The organism is Microbacterium koreense (assembly GCF_042677105.1).
GTDB lineage: Bacteria > Actinomycetota > Actinomycetes > Actinomycetales > Microbacteriaceae > Microbacterium > Microbacterium koreense.
This window is the reverse complement of record NZ_JBHTIM010000001.1, coordinates 1,040,200-1,066,100: the sequence shown is the minus strand read 5'-3', so window position 1 is coordinate 1,066,100 and position 25,901 is coordinate 1,040,200. Positions and strand designations below refer to the sequence as shown.

The window sequence follows — 25,901 nt, the reverse complement described above, 5'->3', positions numbered from 1 at the left end:
GCAGCGGGCACACTCGGGGGATGCACACCACCCCGTCGACGACCCGCACCGCGACGGGTGCCGCCTGGGGGCTTCTGGGCGTGCTGGCGTTCTCGTTCACCGTCCCGCTCACCCGGATCGCCGTCGCCGACCTGCCCCCGCTGTTCGTCGGCGCGGGGCGTGCGGTCGTCGCCGCCGCGCTCGCCGCATCCGCGCTCGCGCTCTTGCGGCAACCCCTGCCGACGCCACGGCAATGGGCGCGACTGGCGGTCGTCGCCGGTGGGGTCGTCGTCGGGTTTCCCCTGCTCACCTCGTTCGCCCTCGAGACGGCGTCGGCGAGCCACGGCGCGGTCGTCATCGCCGTCCTCCCTGCTGCCACCGCCGTCGCAGCCGTGCTGCGTGGTCGGGAACACCCTCCCGTGCGCTTCTGGGTGGCCGCCGGCATGGGTGCGGTCGCCGCTGTCGTGTTCGCTGCCCTGCATAGCGTGGGACCGATCGGATTCGTCTGGTCGGATCTGTTGCTGTTCGGCGCGGTGATCGCCGCGGCGGTCGGCTATGCCGAAGGCGGCATGCTCGCCCGCGAGCTCGGTGCCTGGCAGACGGTGTCGTGGGCACTCGTGCTCGCGAGCCCCGTGATGATTGGACTGACGGCGGGGAGCGCCACCGCCGATCTGTGGACCGCGAGCGCCGAGGCGTGGTGGGCCTTCGCCTATCTCGGCGTCGTCAGCATGTTCTTGGGGTTCTTCGCCTGGTATCGCGGGCTGGCGATCGGTCCGATGTCGTCGGTGAGCCAGACGCAGCTCGTTCAACCGGTCTTGACTCTGTGCTGGGCCGCGCTCCTGCTCGGTGAGCACCTGACCTGGCAGACGATCATCGGCGGTCTCGCTGTCATCGCGTGCGCGGCGATCGCGGTGCGGGCACGTCAATCACCGGTCGCTCGTAGCGTTTCCCGATGATGGCCGTCACGCCGCGGCGGCGGGGGCGACGGATGCCGCAAGCGCCCGGAGCATCGCGGCGGTGACGACGAGCCCGCTCGTCGACGAGGCGCGAGCCGCCATGTCTTGCAGCATCGTCTGGTCGAGCACGATCGCCTCGGAGCGGTCGTAGACGAAGCGCATCGCGATGGCAGGCTGTATCCAGATGGTCGATCGCCGCCCGTCGTGATCCCACGTGAGGGTGAAGCTCTCGCTGCGGCGCAACTTGGTGGTGGTGACGGCCGTCACGTGCGCGAGAAGCCGATCATCGAACTCGAATGCGTCGCCCGACGTGCCGTAGAACAGCTTGCCCATGGCGCCTCCCCCAATAGGGACTAACGTCAGGTTACTAGTTTATCTAGCCATAAGCAATGGTGCGCTTGTCTGGGGACCCCACGAGCGGGCGTCGAGCAGTCGCGCAGCTGCGAGCTCCTCACCTCGGAGTGGAATCCGCCGCAGACAGCGATGGCATCCGCGTTACCACCGCATCCATACAGCGCACGCGTGGAGTCTGCACGCCCGGCGAGTGCCGATCATCGCACCTCGCCGTGTGGCCCGGCCAGGCGGGTCACCAGCGGCAGAGGCTCTACGCCACGGCAGACGCTTCGACCTCGGCCCACAAGCGATCGAGCGAGAGCCCGACTGCATCGGCGATCGACGCGACCGTCTGAAAAGACGGCGTTGCAACGCGACCCGACTCGATCTTGCGCAGCGTTTCCGGCGACACCCCTGCCGCGAGCGCGACCTCGAGCATCGTGCGTTCGCCGCGCGCAGCGCGCAACACCGCGCCGAGACGGCGGCCACGGTCCAGGTCTGCCGCACTGAGAGGGAGCCGAACCATCACACTGCCGATACTAATACCGGGATTCTTCGACCGGTATAGTTATCCCGAACTCGAAGGAGCCCCCATGATCGAGATCCTCAGCCCCGCTCAGGTCGACCAAGCCCGGGTGACCGGCAGGCTCGTCGCCGACATCCTCCAAGCGATGAAGGCGCGCGTGACCGTCGGCACCAACCTGCTCGAGATCAACGCGTGGGCCAAAGAGATGATCGTGGGCGCGGGAGCAGTCTCGTGCTACGTCGACTACGCGCCGTCCTTCGGCGACGGACCCTTCGGCCATTACATCTGCACCGCCGTCAACGACGCGGTCCTGCACGGACGCCCGCATGATTACATGCTCGCCGACGGCGATCTCCTTACGCTCGACCTCGCCGTACTGACAGGAGGTATCGCCGCCGATGCCGCGATCAGCTTCATCGTCGGCGACCAGCAACGGCCGGAAGACCTCGCGATGATCGAGACGACCGAGCGCGCGCTCGCGGCAGGCATCGCCGCCGCACGCCCCGGCGCAAAGATCGGCGACCTCTCACGCGCCATCGGCACCGTCCTCAAGTCCGACGGCTACCTCATCAACACCGAGTACGGCGGACACGGCATCGGAACCACCATGCACGGTGATCCCCACGTCCCCAACACCGGGCGCCCTGGGCGCGGCTACCAACTCCGCCCCGGACTCCTCCTCGCGCTCGAGCCGTGGATCATGGCCGACACCGACCAGCTCGTCGTCGACGAAGATGGCTGGACACTCCGAAGCTCGACCGGGAGCCGCACCGCCCACACCGAGCACACGATCGCGATCACCGAAACGGGCGCCGAGATCCTCACACTCCCCTCCGCTCACTGAGACCGCGCGTGAACCCGCCTCGAGCGAACACGTGAGCTCGACGCGGCCGCCGACCGGCGCCCGCCGCGCCGGCCCTATAGCCCATCCGTTCGACGCTTCGCACGGGGTTGACCAGCCCCATCACCGCATCGCGAGACTGAGTGCATGCCACGGGTGAGAGCGAATCTTCGGGAGTGGCGGGACGGTGCCCTGAACCGGTCCCGCATATTGCTGGCGGCGAAGACCGCCGTCGCCGCGGCGATCGCATGGGCGATCGTGCCGCTCCTGCCGTTCGTCGACAACGAATACTCGTACTACGCGCCATTCGGAGTGCTGGTGGTGATGTACCCCACCGTCGCGGCAACCGCCCGCACCGGCGGGCAGACGCTGCTGGGACTCGCACTCGGCGTCGCGCTCGGGCTGGGCGCACTCGCAGCGACGCAGTTTCTGTCCGTCCCGCCGGTCATCCCGCTCGCGATCGTCGTCGCCGTCGCCGTCCTGCTCGGCGGCATCCGTCATCTCGGAGCCGGACGCGACATCCTGTCGGCAGCCGCCGTATTCGTTCTTCTGCTTGCGGGACAGGCGGGCGGGGACAGCTACCCGCTGTCGTACCTCGTCACGATGGGCGTGGGCGTGGTGGTCGGACTCGCGGTCAATCTCGTCTTCGTGCCACCGCTGTACTTCCAGTGGGCGGGCGGGCGACTGACGACGCTGCGCGGCGCCATCGCTGCCGTTCTCAACACCCTCGCCGATCACGCCCAGAACCCCGACCCGCCGCAGGTCGACGCCGCCCTCGCGCATCTGGACGCCATGCTCAGCGAGGTGCGGCGAGAGGTGTCCGAAGCCGAGGACTCCGCGCGCGCGAACCCCCGCGGCCGCCGCCATCAGCACGAGGGCGAGCAGAATGCGAAGCGTCTTCGCTCGCTGGAGCTCGCCGCGGCCGGCACACGCGATCTCGCTGAAGTCGTGGCGGGACGCCACCCTGCGGCGCTGGCCGCGCTGACCGATGAGACGACGGAGCGCTTCGCCGACGCGATCCGCGCATGCGCGGCTCTGACCGACACCGCGACGGATGATCCGGAGCTCGACGAGCGCCTCGGCGCAGCTCTTCGGGCACTCGACCGCTACCTCGACGCGCTGCCCTCGACGACGGTGTCGACCTCGACGAAGGCCCAGCGGATCGAGCCGGCGATCTTCCTGCGTCGCGTCATCGACGCATCCGCGCCGTTCGCATCGGATTCACCCAGCAGCGGATCGGCCGGCGAGCGGTGAGGAGGTCCCTTCCGCCAGGAGGCCTAGCGGCCAGACGTCGGGATCGCAACCCTTCGACCTCGACGGCGCGTGGCGCGACCCTGGGAGAGACGAAGGGAGACGACCGAATGAACACACCCGCTGATCAGCCCATCGACGGCCGTGACACCTCGATCGAACCGGATCCGTCGAAAGACCCCGCCCAGGCGGAGTGGGACCGGACGGCCGCGCGGGACGAGGGGATGTCCGTGGGCCCATCGACCGCCACCGGAGCAGACCCCGCCGAGCTCCCGGCCGATGACGACGAGATCCCCGCACAAGACCTTCCGGGCGCGGACGAACAACCCGACTCACAGGGAGCCGCGCCTCTCGCCGTGGAACTCGGCGACGACGGCCAGGGCGATCTCGCTCCCGAAGACCTCTGAGTCCCGCTTCCGCGCACCGAGCCAGGTGCACGCGTTCCTCGACAGCGCTCCAGAAACGACGAAGACGCCCGCAAGGAGCGTCTTGTTCTGTAGCGGGAGCGGGGCTTGAACCCGCGACCTCACGATTATGAGTCGTGCGCTCTCACCAACTGAGCTACCCCGCCGCTAAGCACCGTGACGATGCTACGAGCCCCGAGTCAGGATTGAACTGACGACCCCTTCCTTACCATGGAAGTGCTCTGCCACTGAGCTATCGGGGCGCGCTGCCCGCAAGCAGGCAACTCAAAGAGGATATCAGAGCAAAGCCCTGCCTCTGAATCGGCGTCACCCGCCGGCGTACTGGCGCAGCCAGGGGATCGGATCGATCGGCGTGGTGCCGTTCATCAGGATCTCGAAGTGCAGGTGCGCTCCGAAGGAACGCCCCGTGTTGCCGGTGAGCCCGAGAACCGTGCCCGCCGTGACCGTCTGCCCGGGAACGACCTCGATCGAGTCATAGATCATGTGCGCGTAGTGGCTCGACACCAACTGCCCGTCGACCTCGTGATCGATGATGACGTGCACGCCGTAGGCGCCACCCGAGTTCGTCGCCACACGCACCGTGCCGTCGGCGATGGCCTGGATGGGTGCACCCGACCCAGGCGTGAAGTCGACGCCCTGGTGCATCGCGCCGGATCGCATTCCGAAGCCGTAGCTGATCGGAACGCCGACGGCGAAGGGCCACTGAATGGCCGAGTTCGGGTCGTTGACGAAGAAATTCGAAACGTTCGTGATGCCCGACTCGTAGGCCAGCTCTGCCATCGTGGCGGTCGAGTAGCTCTCCGTCTTCTCGATGTCGGCGTTCTCCGTCGTCGCCGGAGCCACGTACGCCTGGATCTCTTCGTCCTCGGTGACCGGTTCCACATCCGAGCCCGCGTCGAGCGGCGCCAGCACCGACATCGTGCCCTCGGGCGCGCTCGAAGCGACGACGGCTTCGACAGGTGTCGTCATGCCGACGGTCAGCAATCCGATGACACCCATGACGCCGAGCGAGAACGATGTCGCCGCGACCCGTTGGAATGGGATGCCGGGGCGTGCGCGCCGTCCTCGGCGGACCGCGTGCGAGGCCACTTCTTCACCCAGGTCCCGCGACTCGTCGTCGGGGGCTTCGTCGCGAGCGGGGGCAGGCTCGGTCGTGTCGTCGTCCGGCACGACCGCGGTCTCGCCGGTGAAGGAGAAGGCGCGTGCCGCACGAACGAACTCGTCGTGCGTGGGCGCGAAATCCGTCGGCGGCACGTCGGGGGCTTCGGGGGCCTCGACCAGCACATCGGGGTGTTGGGCGGGCAGCTCGTCGCCCGATTCGTCCTGCACCGCGGGCTCGAGCAGCTCGAAGGGCTCGGCGGGCGCGAGCACCGGCTCCGCGGCGACCGAGCGGGCAGCACGCGCGCTCCGGCGCGTCAGCGGTGCGGGTGCGGGAATCGCCTCATCCACCGGAACGACATCGGCGACGACGGCTTCGACCGGCCCCGTCACTGTGTTGTGCTCCACGGCGGCGGCCGCAGCCGCCAGCGCGGCAGCCGCGCGGCGCCGGACTTCGGCACGCGTCAGGGGTGCCGCATCCGTCGGCGCCGATCCAGGCGTCGTGGATGCGCGGCCGGAGCGTGCAGGCTCGGTCGGCGTGGAGTCAAACTGCAAGGGGGCGGGAACTCTCGCGTCGTGTCGCTCGGGGGTGCGACCGTCGGGCAGGTGGGGCTTCGAACACTTCGCCGTACGGGCGGCAAAGGTAACGATCGGGTAAACACTACCCCGGGCTGGCTGGGAATGCCATCAATACACCACGGCGATCGCCGAAACCGATTCTTCAGTCGCGCGCGGCACGAAACAGCTCGTCGAACAGCCCCGGTCCTGCGGCGACGATGAGCCGCCGCCCGAAGCCGTCGATGTCGTCGAGCCCCCCGATGCGGCCACCCGCTTCGGTCACCAGCAACGCTCCCGCCGCATGGTCCCACGCCTGCAACCCGCGCTCGTAGTATCCATCGATCCGTCCCGCTGCGACGAAGGCGAGATCCAGCGACGCAGCGCCGATGCGGCGGATGTCGCGGGCCATCGGCATGATGCGCGCGATGCGCGCCAGGTCGCCCTCGTGCGTCGCCGGGTCGTACCCGAGCCCGGTCGCCAGCATCGCGCCCGCCTCAGCGGGCTCTGCCGACACCGCCAGTCGTTCGCCGTCGAGCCAGGTACCGGCTCCGCGCGCGGCGTGGAACAGTTCGCCGCTGACCGGGTTGAAGACGACGCCGGCCTCTGCCCGCCACTCCCCGACGACAGGCGCGCCCGTCACCGCGGCGATGCTGACGGCGTACGAAGGGATGCCGTAGGCGTAGTTGACCGTCCCGTCGATCGGGTCGACGACCCACGTCACGCCGGATTCACCCTGCTCGGCGCCGGACTCCTCGCCGAGGAAGCCGTCCCCCGGCCGCGCCGCGCTGAGCCGCTCGCGGATGAGGTTCTCGACCTCGCGGTCGGCCTCGGTGACGATGTCGGCGATCGCGGACTTCGTGGCGGCGATCGACACCCCCTCGCGGCGGCGGCGGCGCGCGAGCTCACCGGCCTCGCGGGCGATGTCGATGGCGAGGGACTCAAGGTCGGCAGGCTGCGGCATCCCTCCACGCTACCGGCGCACGACGGAGGAGTAGCGTGGCGGCATGACCGCCGGAGTTCCGAACGCCACCCATGACGTCGTGATCGTCGGAGGCGGGCACAATGCCCTCGTCGCCGCCGCCTACCTCGCCCGCGCCGGGCGATCGGTCATCGTCCTGGAACGTCTGGATCATGTCGGCGGGGCCGCAGTCTCGGAACGCCCCTGGGCGGGCGTCGATGCACGACTGTCCCGCTATTCGTATCTGGTGAGCCTGCTCCCCCGCCGCGTGATCGACGACCTCGGTTTGCGCATCGAACTGACCCGGCGCCGCTATTCGTCGTACACACCGGTGCCGGACGACCCCGAGAGAGGCGTTCTCGTCGACAACGGCGATGCCGCCGCCACCGCGGAGTCGTTTCTGCGTGCCACCGGCGACGGGGCGGAGGCGGGGCGCTATGCGGCGTTCGGTCAGCGGATCGCCCCGGTCGCCGAACGCCTGTTTCCCACCGTGACCCAACCGCTCCGTCGACGTCGCGACGTGCAGAGCCTCGTCTCGGACGACCGGCTGTGGAGCGATCTGTTCGCACGCCCACTCGGAGAGGTGATCCGGTCGTCGCTCGCCACCGACATCGCACGCGGAATCGTGCTGACCGACGGCCTCATCGGCACGTTCGCGTCGGCGGACGATACAAGCCTGCGGCAGAACCGGTGCTTCTTCTACCACGTCATCGGCGGAGGGACCGGCGACTGGGACGTTCCTGTCGGTGGCATGGGCCGGGTGAGCGGCGAGCTCGAACGCGCCGCACGCGAAGCCGGCGCCGAGGTGCGCACGAGCGCGGAGGTCGCGTCGGTGTCACCGGACGGCGAGGTCGTCATCGCCTCCGAGGCCGGGCGGGACGTCGTGCGCGGAAGCATCGTCCTGAGCGGTGTGGGTCCCGCGGTGCTCGATCGTCTGTTGCGTGCCGGCGGGGCGGATGCGGCGACGACCGAGTCCGTCGACGATCCCGAAGGCGCTCAGGTCAAGGTCAACATGCTGCTTCGGCGTCTGCCTCGCCTGCACGACCAGAACGTCTCCCCCGAGGCCGCGTTCGCCGGGACATTCCACATCAATGAGACCCTCACGCAACTCGACGCCGCGCACGCGACGGCGATGGCGGGCGGCATCCCGCATCCGCTGCCCGCAGAGATCTACTGCCACTCCCTCACCGATCCGTCGATTCTCGGGCCCGAGCTGCGCGCCTCGGGCGCACAGACGCTGACACTGTTCGGCTTGCACGTTCCCCACCGGCTCGTCGCCGGCGCCGACCGCGACACGAGTCGTGCGGAGTTGCTGGCTGCGGCCGAGGCATCGCTCGCGTCGGTGCTCGCCGAGCCCATCGGCGACGTCGTGCTCGAGGCGCCGGACGGCACGCCGTGCATCGAGGCGAAGACGACCGCCGACCTCGAGGATGCTCTCGGCATGACCGGCGGTGACATCTTCCACGGATCGCTGTCATGGCCGTGGGCAGGCGACGACGAACCGTTGAACAGCCCCGCTGAACGCTGGGGCGTCGCGACCTCGCACCCGCGGGTGCTGCTGTGCGGGTCGGGTGCACGCCGCGGTGGTGCCGTCAGCGGGCTCGGTGGCCACAACGCAGCGATGGCGGCCTTGGAGATGCTCGGACGATGACGGATGCCGCGGGCTACCGCGGCGGCGCAGGCGGCATCGGCGGCGGGGGCGGGTAGCCCTCGTACCCGGCCTGCGGTAGCGGCTCACCGGCCGGGGGCGGGTAGCCCTCGTAGCCCTGTGCGCGCGGCGGGTTCGCCTGGGCGGCTTCGGCGGCGGTGGGTGCCTCGGCTTCGGCTTCGGGTTCGGCTTCGGCTTCGACTTCAGGCACCTCGGCCGACGCGGCTTCCTGCGCGGCGTCGACGGGCGGTGCCGCTGGATCCTGCGCGGGATGCGGTGGCTCGGGGGCTGGTTCTGCAGCCGGCGCGGACGCGGCCACCGGCGCGTACGTCGCTTCCACCGCGTGCGGCTGATGTGCCGCGTACGGGTCCGCGGGGTACGCAGCGACGGGGGCGACGACGTACGCGCCCGGCGATGGGTAACCGGAGTAGTAAGCCCCCCAGTCGGGCGACCCGTCGGGCATGACCGGCAGGGGCGTCATCCCGTCGACGTACGTCGGCCACGGCGCGGGTTGCGGGGCGGATGCGTCGGACCCGGGGCGCGCCGCAACGGGCTTCTTCGGGGCGAACAGCACGTTCACCAGCGGAACGAGCATCGTGCCGACAGCGGCGAGGATCGCGGCGGCGACGACGAATCGCCAGTAGATATCGGCAAAGGTGACGTACTCCCAAAGCATCAGCGGCAGAACCAACAGAGCTGTCAGGGCGACGACGAGCGCGATGGTGATGATCGTGACGGCCTGCGTGAACGGAGTGACGTAGCGGCGGAACGCCTTCATGTAGAGCCGGATGTGCAGCAGTGCCAGCTGCACGATCAGCACGATGATCAAGAACTGCAGGAACCGACCCACGCCCGAGAACGGCGAGCGCTCGGGCATCCAGATCATGACCGCGCCGATGAGTAGTAGCACCACCCAGCTTCCGATACTCGCGAGCGAGAACCATGCGGGCCGCCGCGGCGCGAGGTGCGCGTCGAGGATCGCGACCCCGGCGAAGGCGACGAGCAGCAGGATCGTGAGGAACGCGCGCCCGATCATGCCGCCTGCGGATCCGACGAACACCCAGATCACGCAGACGACCGCCGCGGCGATCAGCGCACCGATGGCGACCCAGATCGCTGCACGGATGAGCGACGAACTCGCCGGCCGGTCTGCGGCGGTTCCGGACGGGATGGTCATGGCGTTCCTCCTCCGCGACCGGACTCGGCCGCTCGCGTTCATCCTCGCATGTCGGCGCGCGACGACGAGGGAAAATTGTGTCGCCACCCGCCCACGATCGTGCGGATGCTGGTGGAATAGGAGGACGCGTTCGAGGCGAGGAGGAGCCATGCCAGAGATCGAGAGCTTCACGCTGGACCACACCGCCGTCCAGGCGCCGTACGTGCGCCGCATCGGCGTCGAGCACGGGCCGGGCGGGGGAACCGTGACGAACTTCGACGTGCGGTTGGTGCAGCCGAACACGGGCGAAATCCCGACCTCGGGCATCCACACCCTCGAACACATGCTCGCGGGACTGCTACGTGAGCGCATCGACGGCGTGATCGACATCTCACCGTTCGGATGCCGCACCGGGTTCCACCTGCTGATGTGGGGTGAACCGTCAGTCGCCGACGTGGTCGTCGCGCTCACCGAAGCGCTGCGTTTCATCGCCGACGACGCCGTCGAGTCCGACATTCCCGGCGTCTCGGCGCTGGAGTGTGGAAACTACCGCGACCACTCGCTGCACTCTGCCCGCGAATGGGCGAAGACCGTGCTCGACCAGGGCATCAGCCTCGACGCGTTCGAGCGCGTCGGGGTCTGACAGATCTCACCGCACGGGCCACGGCGCGGGCGGCGCGAAGGAAAAGCCCCGAGAGTGCAGAATCTGCAGCTCATCGGGGCTTTTCTTGGGTGGCGAGTGAGGGATTCGAACCCCCGAAGTCGAAGACGGCTGATTTACAGTCAGATCCCTTTGGCCACTTGGGTAACTCGCCAGGTGCGCACCCGCCCGGCTTTTCCAGTCGACCAGAGGCGCGATCAACTATCTTACAGCCCCCGTGGGCGCGGCGGAAATCCCGCCGAACTCCCCGCGATCAGGTGTCGATACGGCCCAGATCGGCGTCGCTGAGCGCGGACGGCAGACGCAGCAACGCGCCCTCGAACCGGCAGGTGGCCGCGGCCGCATCCATCGCCCGTGTCAACACGGTGGCCCACCCGTCACGGTCGTGCGGCGGCTGTGTCGCGAGCGAGGCGAGGGTCGACGCGAACGCAGCGTCGCCGGCACCCATCGTGTCGACGATGCGTCCCGGCAGGTCTGAGATCCCGCTCGTGACGCTCACGCCCCCCACGTCGATCGCTGCGCCGCCGGCGCCGTAGGTTGACAGCACCGCCGTCGCCCCGAGGTCGACCAGGCGCGGGCGCAACGTGTCCAGCGGTTCCCCGTAGAGAAGTTCGGCGTCGTCCTCGCCCACCTTGACGAGAGCTGCGCGCGCGGCGAGCGCTTCGAAGCCGACGCGGAAGTCGTCGCGGTCGTGCAACATCCCCAGGCGCGGGTTCGGATCGATCGCGAGCGTGCTCTCCGCCGTCGCGTCGGCGAGCTCGGCGGTTTGCTCGGCGTCGTCGAACCGGAAGCAACTGACGGCGACAAGCGCGGCATCCGAGATCGCGGCGCGCGCGACGCCCTCGAAGCGGATGCGGCGCTCCCACGCGGCGTCATTGAACTCGTAAGTCGGCTCTCCGCCCGCGTTGCGGATGCTCACCGCACGTGCACTGCCTCGCGTCGACGGCGTGGCGATGAGGTCGACACCGTGGTCAGCGAGGTAGGCCCGGATGCGTCCGCCCGCGTCGTCGTCACCGACCATCGCCAGTAAGGTCGCGGGCACACCGAGTCGGGCGAGGCCGACCGCGACGTTGAGCGCTGCGCCTCCGACGAACTCACGGACGTTCGACCCGTCGCGCAGCTCGTCGATCAGGGCATCGCCGACGACCACGACCCGCCGCATCATCGCCGCGCCCCCGACGTCTCGGCCACGCGGGACACGAAGGCCTCCGTACGCTCACGGGTGCCGTCGATACGTCGATCGACACTGGCTCGGATCTCGCTCGGAGCGAGAGGCGCCGCGAGCCGCACGTTCTCGTGGCATGACAGGTCGGCGCAGATGTAGGTGCCGATCGTGTCGCCGTGTGCACCGGCTTCGCCGGCCTTGCGCGCCGAGAACAGCACGACCTGATCGGCCGGCTGCATCGTGTGGCAGAGGTTGCACATGGCCGAGCGTGCGCGCGATGTGCCGTTCGCTGCACGGAGCACCACACCCTGCGCGGTGTCGTCGACCTCGGCGATGACGTACCCGCGGCTCTTCGTGTGCGGGTCGCGCCACGCGTAGAAGTCGAGATGGTCCCATTCCGCGAGCGCGAAGTCGCGGGGCACCGACAACAGGCGCAGCTCTTCGTCGGTGGCGTTCGTCATCGCCGCACGCACGTCTTCTTCTGTCAACGGCCGCATGGCACCTCCTCGACGTCGCGTCCAGTCTACGAAGGCGACCCCGGACGCGGTTCGTTCACGCGGAGGCGCGCTCGGCGGCTGCCTCTTCTTCGTCTTCGTCCGAGGCGCGTCCACGGATGAGAAAGCCGAACCCGAAGGCGATGAAGAACATCAGCACGCCGTAGACCGCCGCCGGAAGGGACAGCTCGACGGATCCGAGCACGGTTTGGGCGATGACGATAGCGAGGGTGGCGTTGTGGATGCCGATCTCGAACGACGAGGCGATCGCCTGGCGCCGCCCGACCCTGAGCCAGCGCGGCACGAGGTAGCCGATGGTGAGGCTGATGAGGCAGAACACGATCGTGATGAGCGACAGTCGTGCGAAGTTCTCAACCAGGAGCGCCCAGTTGGAGGCGACGGCCCCGGCGATGACGACGACGAGCACGATCACCGAGATGATGCGCACCGGCTTGTCCATGCGGTCGGCGAAGCCGCGCCAGAAGCGACGCACCAGCATGCCCAACGCAACCGGCAGCAACACGATGGCGAACACCTCGATCGCCTTCGACCACTGCATGCCGAGCTGGTCGTCGAACGGGTCGAAGTACCAGATGGCGATGTTGGTGATGATGGGCAGGGTCACCACGGCGATGACCGAGTTGACGGCGGTGAGCGAGATGTTCAGCGCGATGTCACCGCGGAACAGGTGGCTGTAGAGGTTCGCGGTCGTTCCGCCGGGCGATGCGGCGAGCATCATCATGCCGACGGCGAGGATCGGTGGCAGTTGGAACAGCATCACGAGGCCGAAGCAGATCGCGGGCAACAGCAGAAGCTGACATGCGAGGGCCACGATCACCGCCTTCGGCTGCTTCAGCACCCGGGCGAAGTCGCCGAGGGTGAGGCTGAGGCCCAGGCCGAACATGATGATGCCGAGGGCGACGGGCAATCCGATGGTGGTCAACGCTGATCCCATGGAACTCAGTGTGCCGGATGCCGCGACCCGGTGTCACGCGGCTGTGGACAACACGCCGCGTGACATCGGGTTCAGCCGGCTTTCGCGGGCACCGCGACGCCCGGGAGTGACCAGGTGGCGAAGGCGGGACCCGTCGCCACGAGACGATGTGCCCCGTCTGCGGTCCGGTCCAGCACAGCATCCCCGACGAGTCGTCGCGCATCGCCATCGGCGAGCGCTCCCACCGCAAGACTGACGTCCGCATCCCCTCGGGTGGCGAGTACGAGCACCGATTCGTCGACGCTCTCTCGCACGAAGATGATCGTTTCGTCGTCGACGTGCAGCCAGCGAAGTCCTCCCGATCCGAGCACCGGATGCCGGCGGCGCAGCTCGACGAGCGAGCGGTACAGCGCCAGGCGTGCCGCGACATCCGGGTGGTTCTCACTCCCCCACGGCATGGGCGTGCGACTGAGTTCGCCGTCGATGCCCTCCACGCCGAACTCGTCACCGGCGAACACCACGGGGATTCCTGGAAGCGTCATCGAAAGCCCGACCGCGACCGGGATCACCGCATCCGGCGCGTGGGTCGCGAAGCGCCCGGTGTCATGGGTGTCGAGGGGCTGCATGTTGCCGAGCCGCACACGCCACGGGATGCCCGCGGTGAACCGTACGACTGCATCGACGAACTGCCGGGCGGTGAACCGCGGTATCCCTCCGATCGGCTGGCCGAAGAACCAGGGCTCGTTCGTCTCCTCGCCCTGCGCCGTGAGGTACGTCTCGTTGCGGGGCTCGGCCAGCCACCCCCACAGCGGGCGGGTGAACGACGGATAGGTCATGGCCCCGTGCCATCCGTCGCCCTGCAGATCGCCCGAAGCATCGTTCGTGATCTCGCCGACCAGGAGCGCGTCCGGATTGATGGCGTGCATCGTCTCGCGCAGCAGACTGCGCACCTCGGCATTGAGGTCGACATCGCCCAGCCGGCCGGTCATATTGGCCACGTCGATCCGCCAGCCGTCGGTCGAGAAGGGTGGCTTGAGCCATCGGGCGACGACAGAGTCCGCGTCGGTGACGAACACGTCGCGAAGGCGCGCGGAAGCCCAGTTGAACTTCGGCAACGTGGGTGTTCCGAGCCAGGACTCGTACGTCGTGTTGTCGTCGTCGGTGAAGTAGTAGAACTCCTCCGTCGGGGCCCCCGGGCTCCCCAGAGCCGACCTGAACCACTCGTGCGCATCGCCGGAATGGTTCAGTGTGAGGTCTCCGATCACGCGGATGCCGCGGGCATGGGCAGCCTCGATGAGCCGGACGTACGCATCGTCTCCGCCGACGACCGGGTCGATCGACAGGAAGCTCGACGCGTCGTAGCGGTGGTTGGACCGAGCGGGGAAGACGGGTGTCAGGTACAGGAGGTTGACACCGAGGCCGACGAGATGGTCGAGCTTGTCGACGATGCCGTCGAGGTCGCCCCCGTAGAACTGCTGTGAGCGTCCGGGGAGGACGGGATCGACCGGCTCGTCCCATGCGGCGGGGATCGCCCACTCGGGCGTCGGACGTTCGTCGGCGCGCGCGGAACGCGCGAACCGGTCGGGGAACACCTGGTACATCACCGCATCCGTCATCCAGGACGGCGGCGCGGGGCGCGCGACCAGCGCGAAGTCGTCGGTGTCGCGGGTCTCGATGTCGTGGATTCCGGCTTGGTTGAGCCACTCGACCCGGCCGTCTTCGTGGACGAGCAGCCAGCGGTAGCCGTGCCGGCGGTTGCCGACGGTCACCGGTGCGTCCCACCAGTCCCAGCCGTCGGACGAGCCGGTCATGACGGCATCCGTCCACTGGGGCTCGTTGTCGGGGTTGGATCGGGTGCGGACGGCGTGAAGGGGCCCGTAGCCCTGAGGTACACGCAGCCGCACGGTCACGATGTCGCCGAGGTCGGGGGCGGCGTTCGACACGTACAGCGGGGAGCCGTCGTGATGCGGCAAGAGAAGAGTCATGAAGATCTCCAAGGTCAGGCGGATGAATGCGTCGTGGATGCAGGCGTTCGCCGTGACAGAGCCCTCGGATTGTTCTTCAGTTGTCTGCGGGAATCCTGCCACGCTGTCACGGGACGCGCGACCCCAGGTGCGCCGCCACCGCCGCTCGCGGAGGCACGGTGACGGAAGCCACACCATCCGCGACGGTGATGTCGGCCCCGTCGCATGCGCTCGCGGCGACGACGTCGCAGTAGTCACCGGACGGAAGGGCGGTCGGGATCTCCAGCACGATCTCCTCGTCGCCGACGTTGACGGCCACGACGCCGCGCCCGTCCCGCTCGAAACCGTACGCGTCGCCGGCCGACACCCCGGGCATGCGGGGCGCGTCGCCGACGACGGCCCGCCAGTCCAGCATCCCCACGATTCCCGGCCAGGTCTGCACACAGGTGCGCTCACCGTCGGTGACGAGGTCACCTGCGGATGCCGCGCCGCACGTCGAGTCGGTGACCGTGCCGTCGGACTCCGCCGGCGGTCCGGCATCGCGATCGCTGAACGCGTAGCCCGAATACACGACCGGGGTGCCGTAGTCATCCGCGAGCATCAACACGTTCGCGAGCAGGTAGAGATCGCCGTCACGATACGTGAGCCCCGCTTCTCCGCGCTCGGTGTCGTGGTTGTCGACGAACACGATCGCGCGGTCGGCGGGGACGTGCATCGGTCGCTCGTCTGACAGGTCGGGGTCGGAGAACAGGCCCGATTCGAACTGCGGCGCGAGGTCGCGCGCATACGAGAACTCGAAGACCTCGCCGCTGCCGGTGTACTCCTCCGGCTGAATGGGCTCGAGGGGCCCTCGGATCACCTCATTGAGGATGCGCGTTCCTTCGGGAAGCCGGCCGACGATCGCGGCGACATCATCCGCGGCCATGTGCTTCGCGGCGTCGATGCGGAAGCCGGCCACCCCCAGCGAGAGGAGGTCGTCGAGATAGGCGCCGAGCCGCGCGCGCACCGCCGGGGCGGACGTGTCGAGGTCGGCGAGGTTGACGAGTTCACACGTCTGCACTTGCTCGCGGGAGCCGTAGTCGACGATGTCGTCGTATGGCGTGAGTCCGCAGTGGTGAAAGTCGTCGAACTCGAACGAGCCGGGGTACGAGTAGTGCTCGTAGGAGCTCCCGGCCCACCCGACGCCCGGGGCGTCCTGCCCGGTCATGTGGTTGATGACGGCATCGGCGATGACGTCGACGCCGGCGTCACCACAGCGTTGCACCATATCCGCGAACTCATCCCGCGTACCGAGGCGCGACTCGATCTGGTGGCTGACAGGCTGGTACGACACCCACCACTCGTCGCCCACGATGTGTTCCTGGGGCGGCGACGTCAACACCCAGCTGAAGCCCGCCGGGCCGATGTTCTGCTCGCACTCGTCGGCGATCGACACCCACGGTAGTTGGAACAATTGGATGCCGACATCCGGCGCGGCACGCTCGGGTTCGCCCTGCCCGGTGCACGCCGTCGCCAGCAACCCGGTCGCGGCGAGCGCGACCAGCGCGAACGGCACCCGCATTACTTGACGGATCCCGCTGTCAGCCCCCCGACGATGAATCGCTGCAGGGCCAGGAACAGCGCCACCGGGATGATCGCAGCGAGCACGGCACCGGCGGCGAAGACACTCCAGTTGCTCGAGGTCTCTTGCGAGATGAATTGGTAGAGACCGACCGCCAGGGTCTGCTTCTCTGGGTCGATCAGAATCACACTCGCGATGACGAACTCGCTCATCGTGCCGAGGAACGACAGCAGACCGACGACCGCGAGGATGGGCGCGACCAAGCGCAGGATGATCGTGAAGAAGATCCGCGCGTGGCCCGCGCCGTCGAGCTTCGCCGCCTCGTCGATCGACGACGGCACCGTATTGAAGAAGCCGTACATGAGGTAGGTGTTCACCCCGAGCGCGCCGCCGAGGTACACCATGATGAGGCCGATCTGCGTGTTGAGACCGATCGCCGGGAAGATCTCGGCGATCCCGCTCATCAGCAGGAAGATCGCGACCATCGCGAGCAACTGCGGGAACATCTGCACCAGCAGAAGGGTGATGAGCCCGACGCGACGCCCGGTGAACCGCATCCGCGAGAACGAGTACGCGGCAAGCGCTCCGAGCAGCACCGTGCCCGCAGCTGAGGCGAGGCCGATGAAGAGGGTGTTGCCGAACCAGGCGGCGTACGGCTGCTGGGGCCGGTTGAACAGCTCGACGTAGCTGCCGAGGTCGATCGTCGAGAACAGGGTGTTCGCGGTCATGAGTGTGCCACCCGGGTTCAACGACGCCGACAGCACGTACAACAGCGGGAACGCCGCGAAGATGAGCATCGCGACGCCGATGAGGTGGCGCCATCCCGTCTCGCGGAAGTACTTGCCGAACGGGCGCCGCGGCAGGTGCACGACGTCGCCGGCCGGCGCGGGGGCGCCGCCGCGCAGCCGCCGAGCACCGCGCGGGGTGTCGGCGTCGAAACCTTCGGGCGTCGAAGCGACACCACCCGATGTCTGGAGTCCTGGCTGCGTCATGTCAGTTCAGCTCCTCGAGTGCGCGGGTTCGTCGGAAGGCGATCACCGAAATCGTTCCGACGAGGATGAAGATGATGATCGAGAACGCGCTCGCCAACCCGTAGTCGCGGTTGGCGCCGATGAACGCGACCTTGTAGACCATCGAGATGAGGATGTCGGTGGCTCCGACGTTCACGCCGGCAGTCACGTCACGCGGCCCGCCCCCGGTGAGCATGTAGATCAGGTTGAAGTTGTTGAAGTTGAACGCGAAGGACGAGATGAGAAGAGGCGCGACCGACACCAGCAGCAGCGGGAACTTGATGAGGCGGAACGCCTGGAACACCGACGCCCCATCCATCTGCGCTGCTTCTTGGAGCTCGTCGGGGATGGATTGCAGCGCACCCGTGGTCACAAGGAACATGTACGGGAACCCCAGCCAGAGATTCACGAAGAGGATGCTGAACTTCGCCAGCCACTCATTGGTGAGCCAGGGGATCTCGGCGCCGCCGAAGAGCACGACGTTGACGAAGCCGAATTCCTGATTCAGCATTCCGGCCCAGACGAGCGCCGAGAGGAATCCCGGGAACGCGTACGGCAGGATCATGATCACGCGGTAGTACTTCTTGCTCTTCATCCGCGGATCGTTGAACACGATCGCGAGAAAGAGTCCCAGCACGAACGTGGTCACGACCGAGAGGATCGCGAAGACGAACGTCCATATGGTCACCGATATGAGCGGCCCGCGGATCGATGACTCGGTGAACGCCCGCACGAAGTTGTCGAAGCCGACGACGATCTGCCAGCCGGGGAGCAGCTCGGTTCCGTCCGGCGCGGTGAAGGCGCCCGTGCTGACGTCGGAATAGACGGTGCCCGTCTGGGTGTCGAGCATCGCATCCGCGGACTCGTCGTAGACGTATCGCGACGTGTACTGGAACGCGGTGGTCGCATCCTGAGTCTTGAGGAAGCCCTCGTTCGGGTCATCGCTGATCGGCACCGCCATCGAGGCGATCACCGACTGGTTCTCGATGACCGCGGCGAAGCCGAGCGTGTTGTAGCCGTCGACGGAGACCGCGCGATCACCCTCGAAGGTCGCGTCGACGACGTCGAGCGGACGCTCATCGCCACCGAGGAGCGCCTGACCGTCGGGCGATGTGACGAGGAACGACAGTTCGCCGAATGATTCGACGACGGTGAGTGGAAAGGACGGCGAGTCGGGAACACGCTCGGTGTTCTGCAGCATGAGCGCGTCGACCGCGTCTTCTTTCGTGCTGTTGTGGCCGGTGCCGTAGTTGGTGAACGCGATGTAGCCCGAGTACAGGACGACGAAGATCTGAAAGATCAGAAGAAAGATGAGGCCGGGCGTGAGGTACTTCGCCGGGAGACCGCCGCGGCGCAGGTAGATCCAGTTGACGATCGCCGTACCGACGGCGACGAGGGTGCCGATGAGCCAGCTGCCTGACGTGAACAACACCAGGCACGCGTAGACGGCCATCGCGTCGATCAGGCCGAGCGCGACGATCTTGAACGTCAGCACCTTCCAGCCGACCGCGGCGGCTTCGGCCATGCGCGCGGCGGAGCGGCGGCGCTTGTCGATGCGTGTCTCCGCCGGGGTGCGCGTGGGTGTCGTCGTCATCGTCTGACCCTCCGTTGGGTGGATGCGGGGATGGAGTCAGGTGTGGGGCGGCACCCCGCAGGATGCCGCCCCACACCGTTGATCAACCGGCGATGGCGCTCTGGATGTCGCTGGCCATCTGCTGCCAGAGGGTGACCGGGTCGCCCTCGCCCTTGACGATGGCGTTCTCGGTGACGCCCCAGAACTCCCACACCGAGCCCATCTGCGGGATGTTCGGCATCGGCACGGCGCTGGCGCCGACCTCACCGAACCCGGCGACGATCGGGTCGCCCGCGACGGCGGCGTCGAAGGCAGACGTCAGGGCCGGTGCACGGCCGCCGACCTCGTACAGAGCGGTCTGCACGTCTTCGGAACCGATGTAGTTGGTGAGGAAGTTGGTCGCGGCGACGACGTTCTCGCTCTTGGCACTGAGGAAGAAGCCCTGCACCCCGACGAACGGCTGTGCGGCTTCGCCACCGGCGGTGGGAATCGGATCGATGGCGATCTCGATGCCGGCCTCTTCGGCCGCCGGGACGTTCCAGGGTCCGGTGAGGAAGAACGGCGCCTTGCCGCCGACGAAGTTCTCCCGCGCGAGGTCACCGGAGATGTTTGGGTTGAGGATGCCCGCAGTGCCCTGCTCGGCCAGCCACACGGCGAAGGCGTCTCCGCCGGCGTTGCCGATCTGAAGGTCGTCGGCGTTGTAGGTGCCGTCGGCGTTGGTGCCGAACACCGGCGCCCCGAACGACGTCTGGAAGGGGTACATGTGGTACGGGTCGCCCGCCTCGGGGTCGAGACCCACGAGGAATGCGTACTCGGTACCGGCGGCGCGACCGGCATTGATCATGTCGTCGTACGTCGCGGGCGCTTCGGGCGCCAGAGCAGTGTTGCGCATGAGCGCGATGTTCTCGATCGAGTAGGGGACGCCGTAGACCTGGCCGTCGTACGACCAGGCGTCGACGGCGACCTGCTCGTAGTCGGCTGCGGTGTCACCGAGCTCGACGGGCGCGACGACACCGTTGGTCACGAGCGTGCCGAGCCAGTCGTGCGCGCCCACGGCGATGTCGGGGCCCTTGCCGGTCGGGACCTGCGCGATGAACTGGTCGCGGATCTCGCCGAAGTCCTTCTGAACGAGGTTGACCTTGACACCGGTCTCGTCCGTGAACTCTGCCGCGGCGTCTTTCAGGACGGTCGCGCGGTCGGCGTCGACCCAGACGGTCAGCGTTCCGGCTGCCTCCGGCGCTTCGGATGCATCTCCTCCGCCGGAGCCGCCGGCGCAGCCGACGAGGGCGAGTGATGAGACTGCGGCGATCGCGGTGGCGCCGACGACGCCCCTCTTGTTCACCTTCATTGGTGGGTGCCTCTCTTGAGTGCGGATGGTTTCTGCCTTCGACCGAACAGCGCGGGAAGGTCATGCGGGGTCGCTCGCCAGACTGCAAGCGCTTACAGCATGCGGCAAATTGTACACACACGCAAGCGCGGAAGGTATTCGATATCCGTTCGTGATCCCGCACCTCAGCCGATATACCGGTTTGCATGCAAGCGTTTCCAGATTCGCCCCGGATTCCGCACGGATCGGGTGGCGATGAACGGCGTGGACGGGTGGGTCCGCACCGCATTCCCGTTCCCGATATCGACGCCCCAGTCGTCGATGTGCGCGAGTTCGGCTTCACGTACAGCTCGTCGCGCGCCGCACTGTGCGCCGACGCCGCGTGCATCCGCGGCGCCCAGACGATCGATACGGGTCGAGGCCGTCGCGGGTAGATTGAACCCATGGCAGATTCCTCGTTCGACATCGTCAGCAAGATCGACCGCCAGGAGGCCGACAACGCCCTCAACCAGGCGCGCAAAGAGGTCGAGCAGCGCTACGACTTCAAAGGCACCGACGCCTCGATCGAGTGGAGCGGCGAGGCCATCCTGATCAAGGCGAACAGCGAAGAGCGCGCCAAGGCCGTCCTCGACGTCTTCCAGTCGAAGCTGATCAAGCGCGGCATTTCGCTCAAGAGCCTCGAGACCGGCGACCCCGTCGCCGGTGGCAAGGAGTATCGCATCACCTCCACGCTCAAGGAGGGGATCTCGCAGGAGAACGCGAAGAAGATCGGCAAACTCATCCGCGATGAGGGCCCCAAGTCGGTCAAGTCGCAGATTCAGGGCGACGAACTGCGCGTGCAGTCCAAGAGTCGCGATGACCTCCAGGCCGTGCAGCGCATGCTCAAGGAGGCCGACCTGGACGTCGACCTCCAGTTCGTCAACTACCGCTAGCACGCGGCGCAGGGCGCGGGATCCACGGGGATGGTGGCGGGTTCCCGCACGGTTACAGTCGAACTAGCTAGGCGAGCTAACTAACTCCTGATCTGGGAATTCGTCGGCGGTGAGAAGCGGAGAACGAACTTCTCATCATGCTGGATCGTGCCTAGACTCGGCATTGGCGATCCCCCTGTGCCGACATCGCGGCAAACCGCCACTCGAAAGGCCACTGCGTGACCGACATTTCTGCCGGCCCGACCGATGACCGGCGCGCGCGACAGCTCGACGAAGAGCGCCGCGCCCGAGAGTGCGCAGCTGAGCCGATCCGAATGATCGGACGCGTCCAGTCCTACGGTTCCCTTCTCGGAATCGACGAGCGAACCGGCCTCGTGGTGATGGCCGGCGAGAATTCCGCCCACTGGCTCGGACGTCGTGCGCGAGCGGCGGGTGATGAGACCTTTGCCTGGGCGATCGAGCAAGGCCTCGCCATAGATCCCGTCCGTGCCCGGTTCGAGGACGAACTGGTCGATGTCATCGTGCACCGCGGCACCGACCCGTTGATCGTCGAGATCGAACCCGTGATCCGCGATCTCGACTACGTGCGCACCGGTGTCGTCGGTGCGATCCAGCGGCTTGCGGGCATCACAGACCCACACGAACTGCGCCAGACCGCGGCCCGCGAGATCAAAAAGGTCACGGGATACGACCGGGTGATGTGTTACGAGTTCCATGATGATGGCCACGGACAGGTCGTCGCCGACGAGCACGAACCCGACATGGAACCGTATTTCGGGCTTCACTTTCCGGCATCCGACATCCCGTCGCAGGCGCGGGCGCTCTACCTCGAAAAACGATCGCGGCTCATCGCCGACACGGAAGATATCGGTGCTCCGCTGGTCACCGTCTTGGATCCCGCACCCCCTTTCGATCTCGGCCCCAGCGAGCTGCGGTCTGCGTCACCCCACCATCTGACGTTCATGCGAAACATGGGTCAGAGGGCGACAGTGTCCTTCGCGATCGTCGTGGACGATCGCTTGGTCGGAATGTTCACCTGCGCGCATCGCACTGCGCGTCGGATTCCTGTGCTCCTCCGACGTGCGCTCGAGGTGCTTGCGACTCAGGTGGGGTCGCAGCTCACCGCCGCGGCGCAGATCACCGAGTTGCGCAGGCAACTCGACGCGCGCCAACGCCGCGCATCGATCACAGCTCCGCTCTACGGCCGCAACGACCCCGCCACGCAACTGATGACCGGCACACACACTGTGCTCGACGTCGTCCCTGCCGACGGCGCCATCCTGCGCATGGACCGCGCGCTCCACACGGTCGGCATCGTTCCGGACCCGGGGCCCCTGCTCGCCGCCCTCGACGACGCGGGGACGGCCTCGCTCACGACCGAGGCGTTGACCACGGACCACCCCGACATCGCCGCGGTCGCGCCGGGTGTTGCCGGGCTCCTGGTCGTACCACTGGGATCGGATGGTGATCGACTGGTGTTCATCCGGGGCGAGGTGGCCCAGACGGTGACCTGGCTGGGCGACCAGACCTCGGCGAATCGTGATCAGCCACTCTCACCTCGCCGTTCCTTCGCCTCCTGGCGCGAAGAAGTGCGTGGCCGGAGCCTGCCGTGGCATCACCATGCGCTGGATGCGATCGACCTCGGCGAGGACATCCGCACCGCCCTGGCAGCGCGCGCGCAAGCCGAACTCGCCGAACTCGCATGGCGAGACGCCCTGACCGGTCTGCACAATCGACGTTTCATGGACGACCGGCTTGAGGATCTCCTCCACGACGCAAACGATGAGATCGCGGTGATCTTCCTCGATCTGGACGATTTCAAGCGCGTGAACGACACCTACGGTCACGAGACCGGGGATGCCGTTCTCGCCGCGGTGGGCAAACGCCTCGCCAGCGTGACCCGATCCTCCGACATCGCCATCCGCTTCGGCGGCGACGAGTTCGTTGTGATCGTCGTGGGCCTGGGCGAGGCAGACGCCCGGGCCGTTGCGCAGCGCGCACTCGCCGCAGTCACCGAACCGGTGGCCACCGATGGACGCGTCATCACCGTATCGGCGTCGGCGGGTGTCGTGGTGGCGCCGCACGGCGCCCAGTCGGCGGACGTCGTCGGCGCGGCGGACGAGGCGATGTACCGCGCGAAGCGTGCCGGCGGAGGTCGGATCTCGGACTGATCAGTCCAACGAGGGCTCGGGCACGACCCGCAGGCCACCCGGCGAGTTCGCCGTGTCGACCAGGTCCTGCAACCACTTCTTGTTGATCTCGGGCATCGGTGCAACGTAGCTGAAGCGGAGCGCGACGAGGGGTGAGATCCACATCGCCTGCCGCCGGCTTCCGTCATCGTCGGCGATCGCGAAGGAGAAGCTCTCCTGGCGCCGCAACTTCGCCATCATGACGAGCTCGAGATGCGCCAGCAGACGGTCGTCGAGGTCGAAGGTCGTGGCAGGCGAGCCGTAGTGGAAAGCACCCATATGGTCCACTCTAGGCGGACGGACGCCACGACTAGGGTGGACTCCATGGCGATCGTGAACCGACTGACCGTGGACGGCCGTGACTACTTCCTGCCCGACCCGGTTTCTGAGCTGAAGGGGAAGATCCTCGACGCGATCCGAGCGGGCGGCGGGTACGTCAACGTCCCCCCGCTTCGAGGCGGACCCGGCATCGACATCCTCTTCTCCCCCGGCATGCCGGTGACCTGGTCGCAGATCGAGGTGCCGGATGTGGCGCCGTCCGCGAGCGACGACGGCGCCACGGCGGACGACGGCTACGACGTCTGAGCGTTCGGGCGCTGGGGTCACACGCTGAGCAACGAAGCGCGCACCACAGCTGCCGACGCGGGAGCCCCCCACAGGTAGCCTTGACCCCGCTGGCACCCCCGTCGGCGCGCACGGTCGAGATCCTGTACGGTCTCGATGCCCTCCGCCACGGTGCACCAGCCTCGCGCCTCGGCGGCATTCACCACGTCCGCAATGGCTCGATCGGCGTCGGCATCGGCTCGCTGGACGAGTGATCGATCGATCTTGACCTCGTCGATCGGAAGGGACTCGAGCATCGGGACGGTCGTCGCCGCGCCGTCGTAGTCGTCGACCGACACCGATGCCCCCACGTGGTGCAAGATGTCGATCGCGGAGCGCATCCCGGGAGTCAACTGGGGTGCGGGGGTCTCCGTCACTTCGATCGTGACGACGGCGGGGTCCAGTCCGGCATGATCGATCGCCTCGACGATTCGGCGCGCGTAACCCTCGGCGAATCGCGACGGCGATGCGTTGGTCGACAGTCCGATCTTCGCACCCAGCGATCGCCAGTGTGCAACTTGAGTCGCCGCGCGACGCAGAACCTCCAGATCGAGCTCATCTAGGCAGCCGTCCTGCTCCGCGAGCGGGATGAACATGTCCGGCGGTATCACCCCCAGCCGCGGATGCGTCCACCGCGAGAGGGCTTCAACCGTCACCGGCTTCAGATGCGTTGGGCTCGACGCGTCGGGCTCGAGCTGCCATTGAAGCTGGTACGCGACGGACAGTTCGTTCCGCTCCAGCGCTGCGCGAAGGTCTCGCGTGAGAGAGGCGGAGTCGTGCATACACATCAGCGTCGAGCACCGGTCGAATCGATGCAACGGGAGAGGAATCGGCGAGATCGGTGTACGATGCCCGCCACTCCTCCCCCCTTCGGGACATAAGATCGCAGGGATGGGAACACTCACCTACGACTCGAAGGTCGTCGCGTCGTTCGATGACCGCGTCCTTGCACACCTCCAACATGTCATCTGGGCGAAGCTTCGTCGCGGTGAGGCCTTCCCCTTCACGTGGACCGATCCCAACCGCGCCGGACTGGGGCGCACGTCGGTGTGGCTGAGCCCGCAGGCAACGCTGGCTTTCCAGTACTTCGGCGGCCGCGTCGCAAGCCTCAATCCGGCGTGGATCGAAGCGCTCACGAGATCCGCGAACTCGCCCGCCGGGCTTTCGCTCGTCCCCGAACCGGACACTCCCAGCCCCTGATAGCCGACGCTCGTCGACCTGTCAACGGCCGCCGGTGACGCCACCATCCGATTAGCGTCGGCCTCATGAGTATCGACATCGACGAACGGCCGACCGCATTCCGCCGCCCCTCGATCGGTATCCCACGCGCCCCTCGTCGACGAGAGACTGCCGTGTCTCCTGACTCGCACGCACCATGGCAGTCCGTCGATGCACGTCCGTCGGCAACTACCTCGCTCATCGTCCTCGCGCTTGTCAACGTCGCGATGGCAACGGCGCTTTTCCTCGTGAGCGCGGCGATTCTGCCCTGAGCACGCGACCGCCGAACCTCAAGCCGCAACCAAGCAATCACAGCGAACCTCAGGACTTCCCAAAGAGTCGGAAAATCGGCTGTCCCCCATGCGGTGGACACGCTAACTTCGTTCTTGGGCACGAAAGAAAGCACTGGGGATCACGGCAAGATCTGCTGGACAGCGGGCCCACCGGAGTCGGGGGACTCCGGAACAACAATGCGAGAAGTATCTGAGACGACTCGCGCAAGACAGCGGGAGACCTGGGGAGGCTCCCTGGGAGTCCTGGG

The 25,901-nt window shown here is 67.5% G+C and carries 26 protein-coding genes and 3 tRNA genes; 11 read left to right on the top strand and 18 right to left on the bottom strand.

All coding sequences use genetic code 11. From position 1 onward, the window contains the following. The first annotated feature begins 20 nt into the window (after positions 1-20). The gene (locus tag ACFQZV_RS04940) at positions 21-935 is read left to right on the top strand and encodes a DMT family transporter (RefSeq protein ID WP_378751227.1); all 915 of its coding nucleotides are present in this window, start codon (positions 21-23) and stop codon (positions 933-935) included. Between the two features lie 6 nt (positions 936-941). Here ACFQZV_RS04940 and ACFQZV_RS04935 read toward each other — a convergent pair whose 3' ends face one another. Together ACFQZV_RS04935 and ACFQZV_RS04930 are read right to left on the bottom strand one after the other, a co-directional pair. Then, positions 942-1,268, bottom strand: a complete 327-nt coding sequence (locus ACFQZV_RS04935; RefSeq protein ID WP_378751229.1) for a DUF7882 family protein — start codon at positions 1,266-1,268, stop codon at positions 942-944. A 271-nt stretch (positions 1,269-1,539) separates the two neighbouring features. Further along, the gene (locus ACFQZV_RS04930; RefSeq protein ID WP_378751231.1) at positions 1,540-1,794 is read right to left on the bottom strand and encodes a helix-turn-helix domain-containing protein; all 255 of its coding nucleotides are present in this window, start codon (positions 1,792-1,794) and stop codon (positions 1,540-1,542) included. Between the two features lie 67 nt (positions 1,795-1,861). Between ACFQZV_RS04930 and map the strand changes: the two genes are divergently transcribed. From map to ACFQZV_RS04915, 3 genes are all read left to right on the top strand, one after another. Continuing rightward, a complete protein-coding gene (gene map / locus ACFQZV_RS04925) occupies positions 1,862-2,638 on the top strand; it encodes a type I methionyl aminopeptidase (protein ID WP_378751233.1) in 777 nt (258 codons plus the stop codon). A 144-nt stretch (positions 2,639-2,782) separates the two neighbouring features. Continuing rightward, entirely contained in the window at positions 2,783-3,889 is a 1,107-nt protein-coding gene (locus ACFQZV_RS04920) for an FUSC family protein (protein WP_378751235.1), read from the top strand. A gap of 107 nt (positions 3,890-3,996) precedes the next feature. Continuing rightward, the gene (locus tag ACFQZV_RS04915) at positions 3,997-4,293 is read left to right on the top strand and encodes a sugar ABC transporter ATPase (RefSeq protein ID WP_378751236.1); all 297 of its coding nucleotides are present in this window, start codon (positions 3,997-3,999) and stop codon (positions 4,291-4,293) included. A gap of 90 nt (positions 4,294-4,383) precedes the next feature. On the opposite strand, the gene ACFQZV_RS04910 is transcribed toward ACFQZV_RS04915, so the two are convergent. The 4 genes from ACFQZV_RS04910 to ACFQZV_RS04895 all read right to left on the bottom strand — a co-directional run bounded on the left by ACFQZV_RS04910 (position 4,384) and on the right by ACFQZV_RS04895 (position 6,928). Continuing rightward, positions 4,384-4,457: transfer RNA gene (locus tag ACFQZV_RS04910), tRNA-Met, on the bottom strand. 24 nt (positions 4,458-4,481) lie between these two features. Next, positions 4,482-4,553 (bottom strand) — tRNA-Thr (locus ACFQZV_RS04905). Between the two features lie 64 nt (positions 4,554-4,617). Beyond that, positions 4,618-5,964 (bottom strand): M23 family metallopeptidase, encoded by a 1,347-nt coding sequence (locus ACFQZV_RS04900; RefSeq protein WP_378751238.1) that lies wholly within the window; start codon positions 5,962-5,964, stop codon positions 4,618-4,620. Between the two features lie 166 nt (positions 5,965-6,130). Beyond that, positions 6,131-6,928: an inositol monophosphatase family protein gene (locus ACFQZV_RS04895; protein ID WP_378751240.1), complete on the bottom strand. Its 798-nt coding sequence runs from the start codon at positions 6,926-6,928 to the stop codon at positions 6,131-6,133. A gap of 43 nt (positions 6,929-6,971) precedes the next feature. On the opposite strand from ACFQZV_RS04895, the gene ACFQZV_RS04890 reads away from it, so the two are divergent. Further along, positions 6,972-8,576, top strand: a complete 1,605-nt coding sequence (locus tag ACFQZV_RS04890; RefSeq protein WP_378751242.1) for a phytoene desaturase family protein — start codon at positions 6,972-6,974, stop codon at positions 8,574-8,576. Between the two features lie 13 nt (positions 8,577-8,589). On the opposite strand, the gene ACFQZV_RS04885 is transcribed toward ACFQZV_RS04890, so the two are convergent. Continuing rightward, entirely contained in the window at positions 8,590-9,750 is a 1,161-nt protein-coding gene (locus tag ACFQZV_RS04885; protein WP_378783272.1) for a hypothetical protein, read from the bottom strand. 148 nt (positions 9,751-9,898) lie between these two features. Here ACFQZV_RS04885 and ACFQZV_RS04880 point away from each other — a divergent pair, with 148 nt between their 5' ends. Continuing rightward, the gene (locus ACFQZV_RS04880; RefSeq protein ID WP_378753184.1) at positions 9,899-10,372 is read left to right on the top strand and encodes an S-ribosylhomocysteine lyase; all 474 of its coding nucleotides are present in this window, start codon (positions 9,899-9,901) and stop codon (positions 10,370-10,372) included. A 90-nt stretch (positions 10,373-10,462) separates the two neighbouring features. Here the strand turns inward: ACFQZV_RS04880 and ACFQZV_RS04875 are convergent. The 9 genes from ACFQZV_RS04875 to ACFQZV_RS04835 all read right to left on the bottom strand — a co-directional run bounded on the left by ACFQZV_RS04875 (position 10,463) and on the right by ACFQZV_RS04835 (position 20,439). Further along, positions 10,463-10,544 (bottom strand) — tRNA-Tyr (locus ACFQZV_RS04875). A 99-nt stretch (positions 10,545-10,643) separates the two neighbouring features. Next, complete coding sequence (locus ACFQZV_RS04870) at positions 10,644-11,555, bottom strand: PfkB family carbohydrate kinase (protein WP_378753186.1); 912 nt, start codon at positions 11,553-11,555, stop codon at positions 10,644-10,646. Continuing rightward, a complete protein-coding gene (locus ACFQZV_RS04865; protein WP_378753188.1) occupies positions 11,552-12,052 on the bottom strand; it encodes an FBP domain-containing protein in 501 nt (166 codons plus the stop codon). The genes ACFQZV_RS04870 and ACFQZV_RS04865 overlap by 4 nt, the downstream gene beginning before the upstream one ends. Before the next feature lie 55 nt (positions 12,053-12,107). Next, complete coding sequence (locus ACFQZV_RS04860) at positions 12,108-13,004, bottom strand: bile acid:sodium symporter family protein (protein WP_378753190.1); 897 nt, start codon at positions 13,002-13,004, stop codon at positions 12,108-12,110. Positions 13,005-13,075: 71 nt separating this feature from the next. After that, on the bottom strand, positions 13,076-15,070 hold the full coding sequence (locus ACFQZV_RS04855; protein ID WP_378753192.1) for a glycoside hydrolase family 13 protein: 1,995 nt from the start codon (positions 15,068-15,070) through the stop codon (positions 13,076-13,078). A gap of 4 nt (positions 15,071-15,074) precedes the next feature. Next, positions 15,075-16,508 (bottom strand): alpha-amylase, encoded by a 1,434-nt coding sequence (locus ACFQZV_RS04850; RefSeq protein ID WP_378753194.1) that lies wholly within the window; start codon positions 16,506-16,508, stop codon positions 15,075-15,077. Beyond that, entirely contained in the window at positions 16,508-17,500 is a 993-nt protein-coding gene (locus ACFQZV_RS04845; protein ID WP_378753195.1) for a sugar ABC transporter permease, read from the bottom strand. Before ACFQZV_RS04845 ends, ACFQZV_RS04850 begins: the two co-directional genes overlap by 1 nt. Position 17,501: 1 nt before the next feature. Further along, complete coding sequence (locus ACFQZV_RS04840) at positions 17,502-19,112, bottom strand: ABC transporter permease subunit (protein WP_378753197.1); 1,611 nt, start codon at positions 19,110-19,112, stop codon at positions 17,502-17,504. Between the two features lie 82 nt (positions 19,113-19,194). Further along, a complete protein-coding gene (locus tag ACFQZV_RS04835) occupies positions 19,195-20,439 on the bottom strand; it encodes a sugar ABC transporter substrate-binding protein (protein WP_378753199.1) in 1,245 nt (414 codons plus the stop codon). 422 nt (positions 20,440-20,861) lie between these two features. Here ACFQZV_RS04835 and ACFQZV_RS04830 point away from each other — a divergent pair, with 422 nt between their 5' ends. Together ACFQZV_RS04830 and ACFQZV_RS04825 are read left to right on the top strand one after the other, a co-directional pair. After that, positions 20,862-21,350, top strand: coding sequence for a YajQ family cyclic di-GMP-binding protein (locus ACFQZV_RS04830; RefSeq protein WP_378753201.1), 489 nt, complete (start codon positions 20,862-20,864; stop codon positions 21,348-21,350). Between the two features lie 218 nt (positions 21,351-21,568). Beyond that, positions 21,569-23,521, top strand: coding sequence for a bifunctional diguanylate cyclase/phosphodiesterase (locus ACFQZV_RS04825; protein ID WP_378753203.1), 1,953 nt, complete (start codon positions 21,569-21,571; stop codon positions 23,519-23,521). Here the strand turns inward: ACFQZV_RS04825 and ACFQZV_RS04820 are convergent, their stop codons facing one another. Continuing rightward, on the bottom strand, positions 23,522-23,818 hold the full coding sequence (locus tag ACFQZV_RS04820) for a DUF7882 family protein (protein WP_378753205.1): 297 nt from the start codon (positions 23,816-23,818) through the stop codon (positions 23,522-23,524). Positions 23,819-23,863: 45 nt separating this feature from the next. On the opposite strand from ACFQZV_RS04820, the gene ACFQZV_RS04815 reads away from it, so the two are divergent. Further along, on the top strand, positions 23,864-24,124 hold the full coding sequence (locus ACFQZV_RS04815) for a hypothetical protein (RefSeq protein WP_378753207.1): 261 nt from the start codon (positions 23,864-23,866) through the stop codon (positions 24,122-24,124). A gap of 17 nt (positions 24,125-24,141) precedes the next feature. On the opposite strand, the gene ACFQZV_RS04810 is transcribed toward ACFQZV_RS04815, so the two are convergent. After that, positions 24,142-24,924: an EAL domain-containing protein gene (locus ACFQZV_RS04810; RefSeq protein ID WP_378753209.1), complete on the bottom strand. Its 783-nt coding sequence runs from the start codon at positions 24,922-24,924 to the stop codon at positions 24,142-24,144. Between the two features lie 109 nt (positions 24,925-25,033). On the opposite strand from ACFQZV_RS04810, the gene ACFQZV_RS04805 reads away from it, so the two are divergent. Continuing rightward, positions 25,034-25,342, top strand: coding sequence for a DUF7882 family protein (locus ACFQZV_RS04805; protein WP_378753211.1), 309 nt, complete (start codon positions 25,034-25,036; stop codon positions 25,340-25,342). Between the two features lie 65 nt (positions 25,343-25,407). After that, complete coding sequence (locus tag ACFQZV_RS04800; RefSeq protein WP_378753213.1) at positions 25,408-25,632, top strand: hypothetical protein; 225 nt, start codon at positions 25,408-25,410, stop codon at positions 25,630-25,632. The last annotated feature ends 269 nt before the right edge of the window (positions 25,633-25,901 follow it).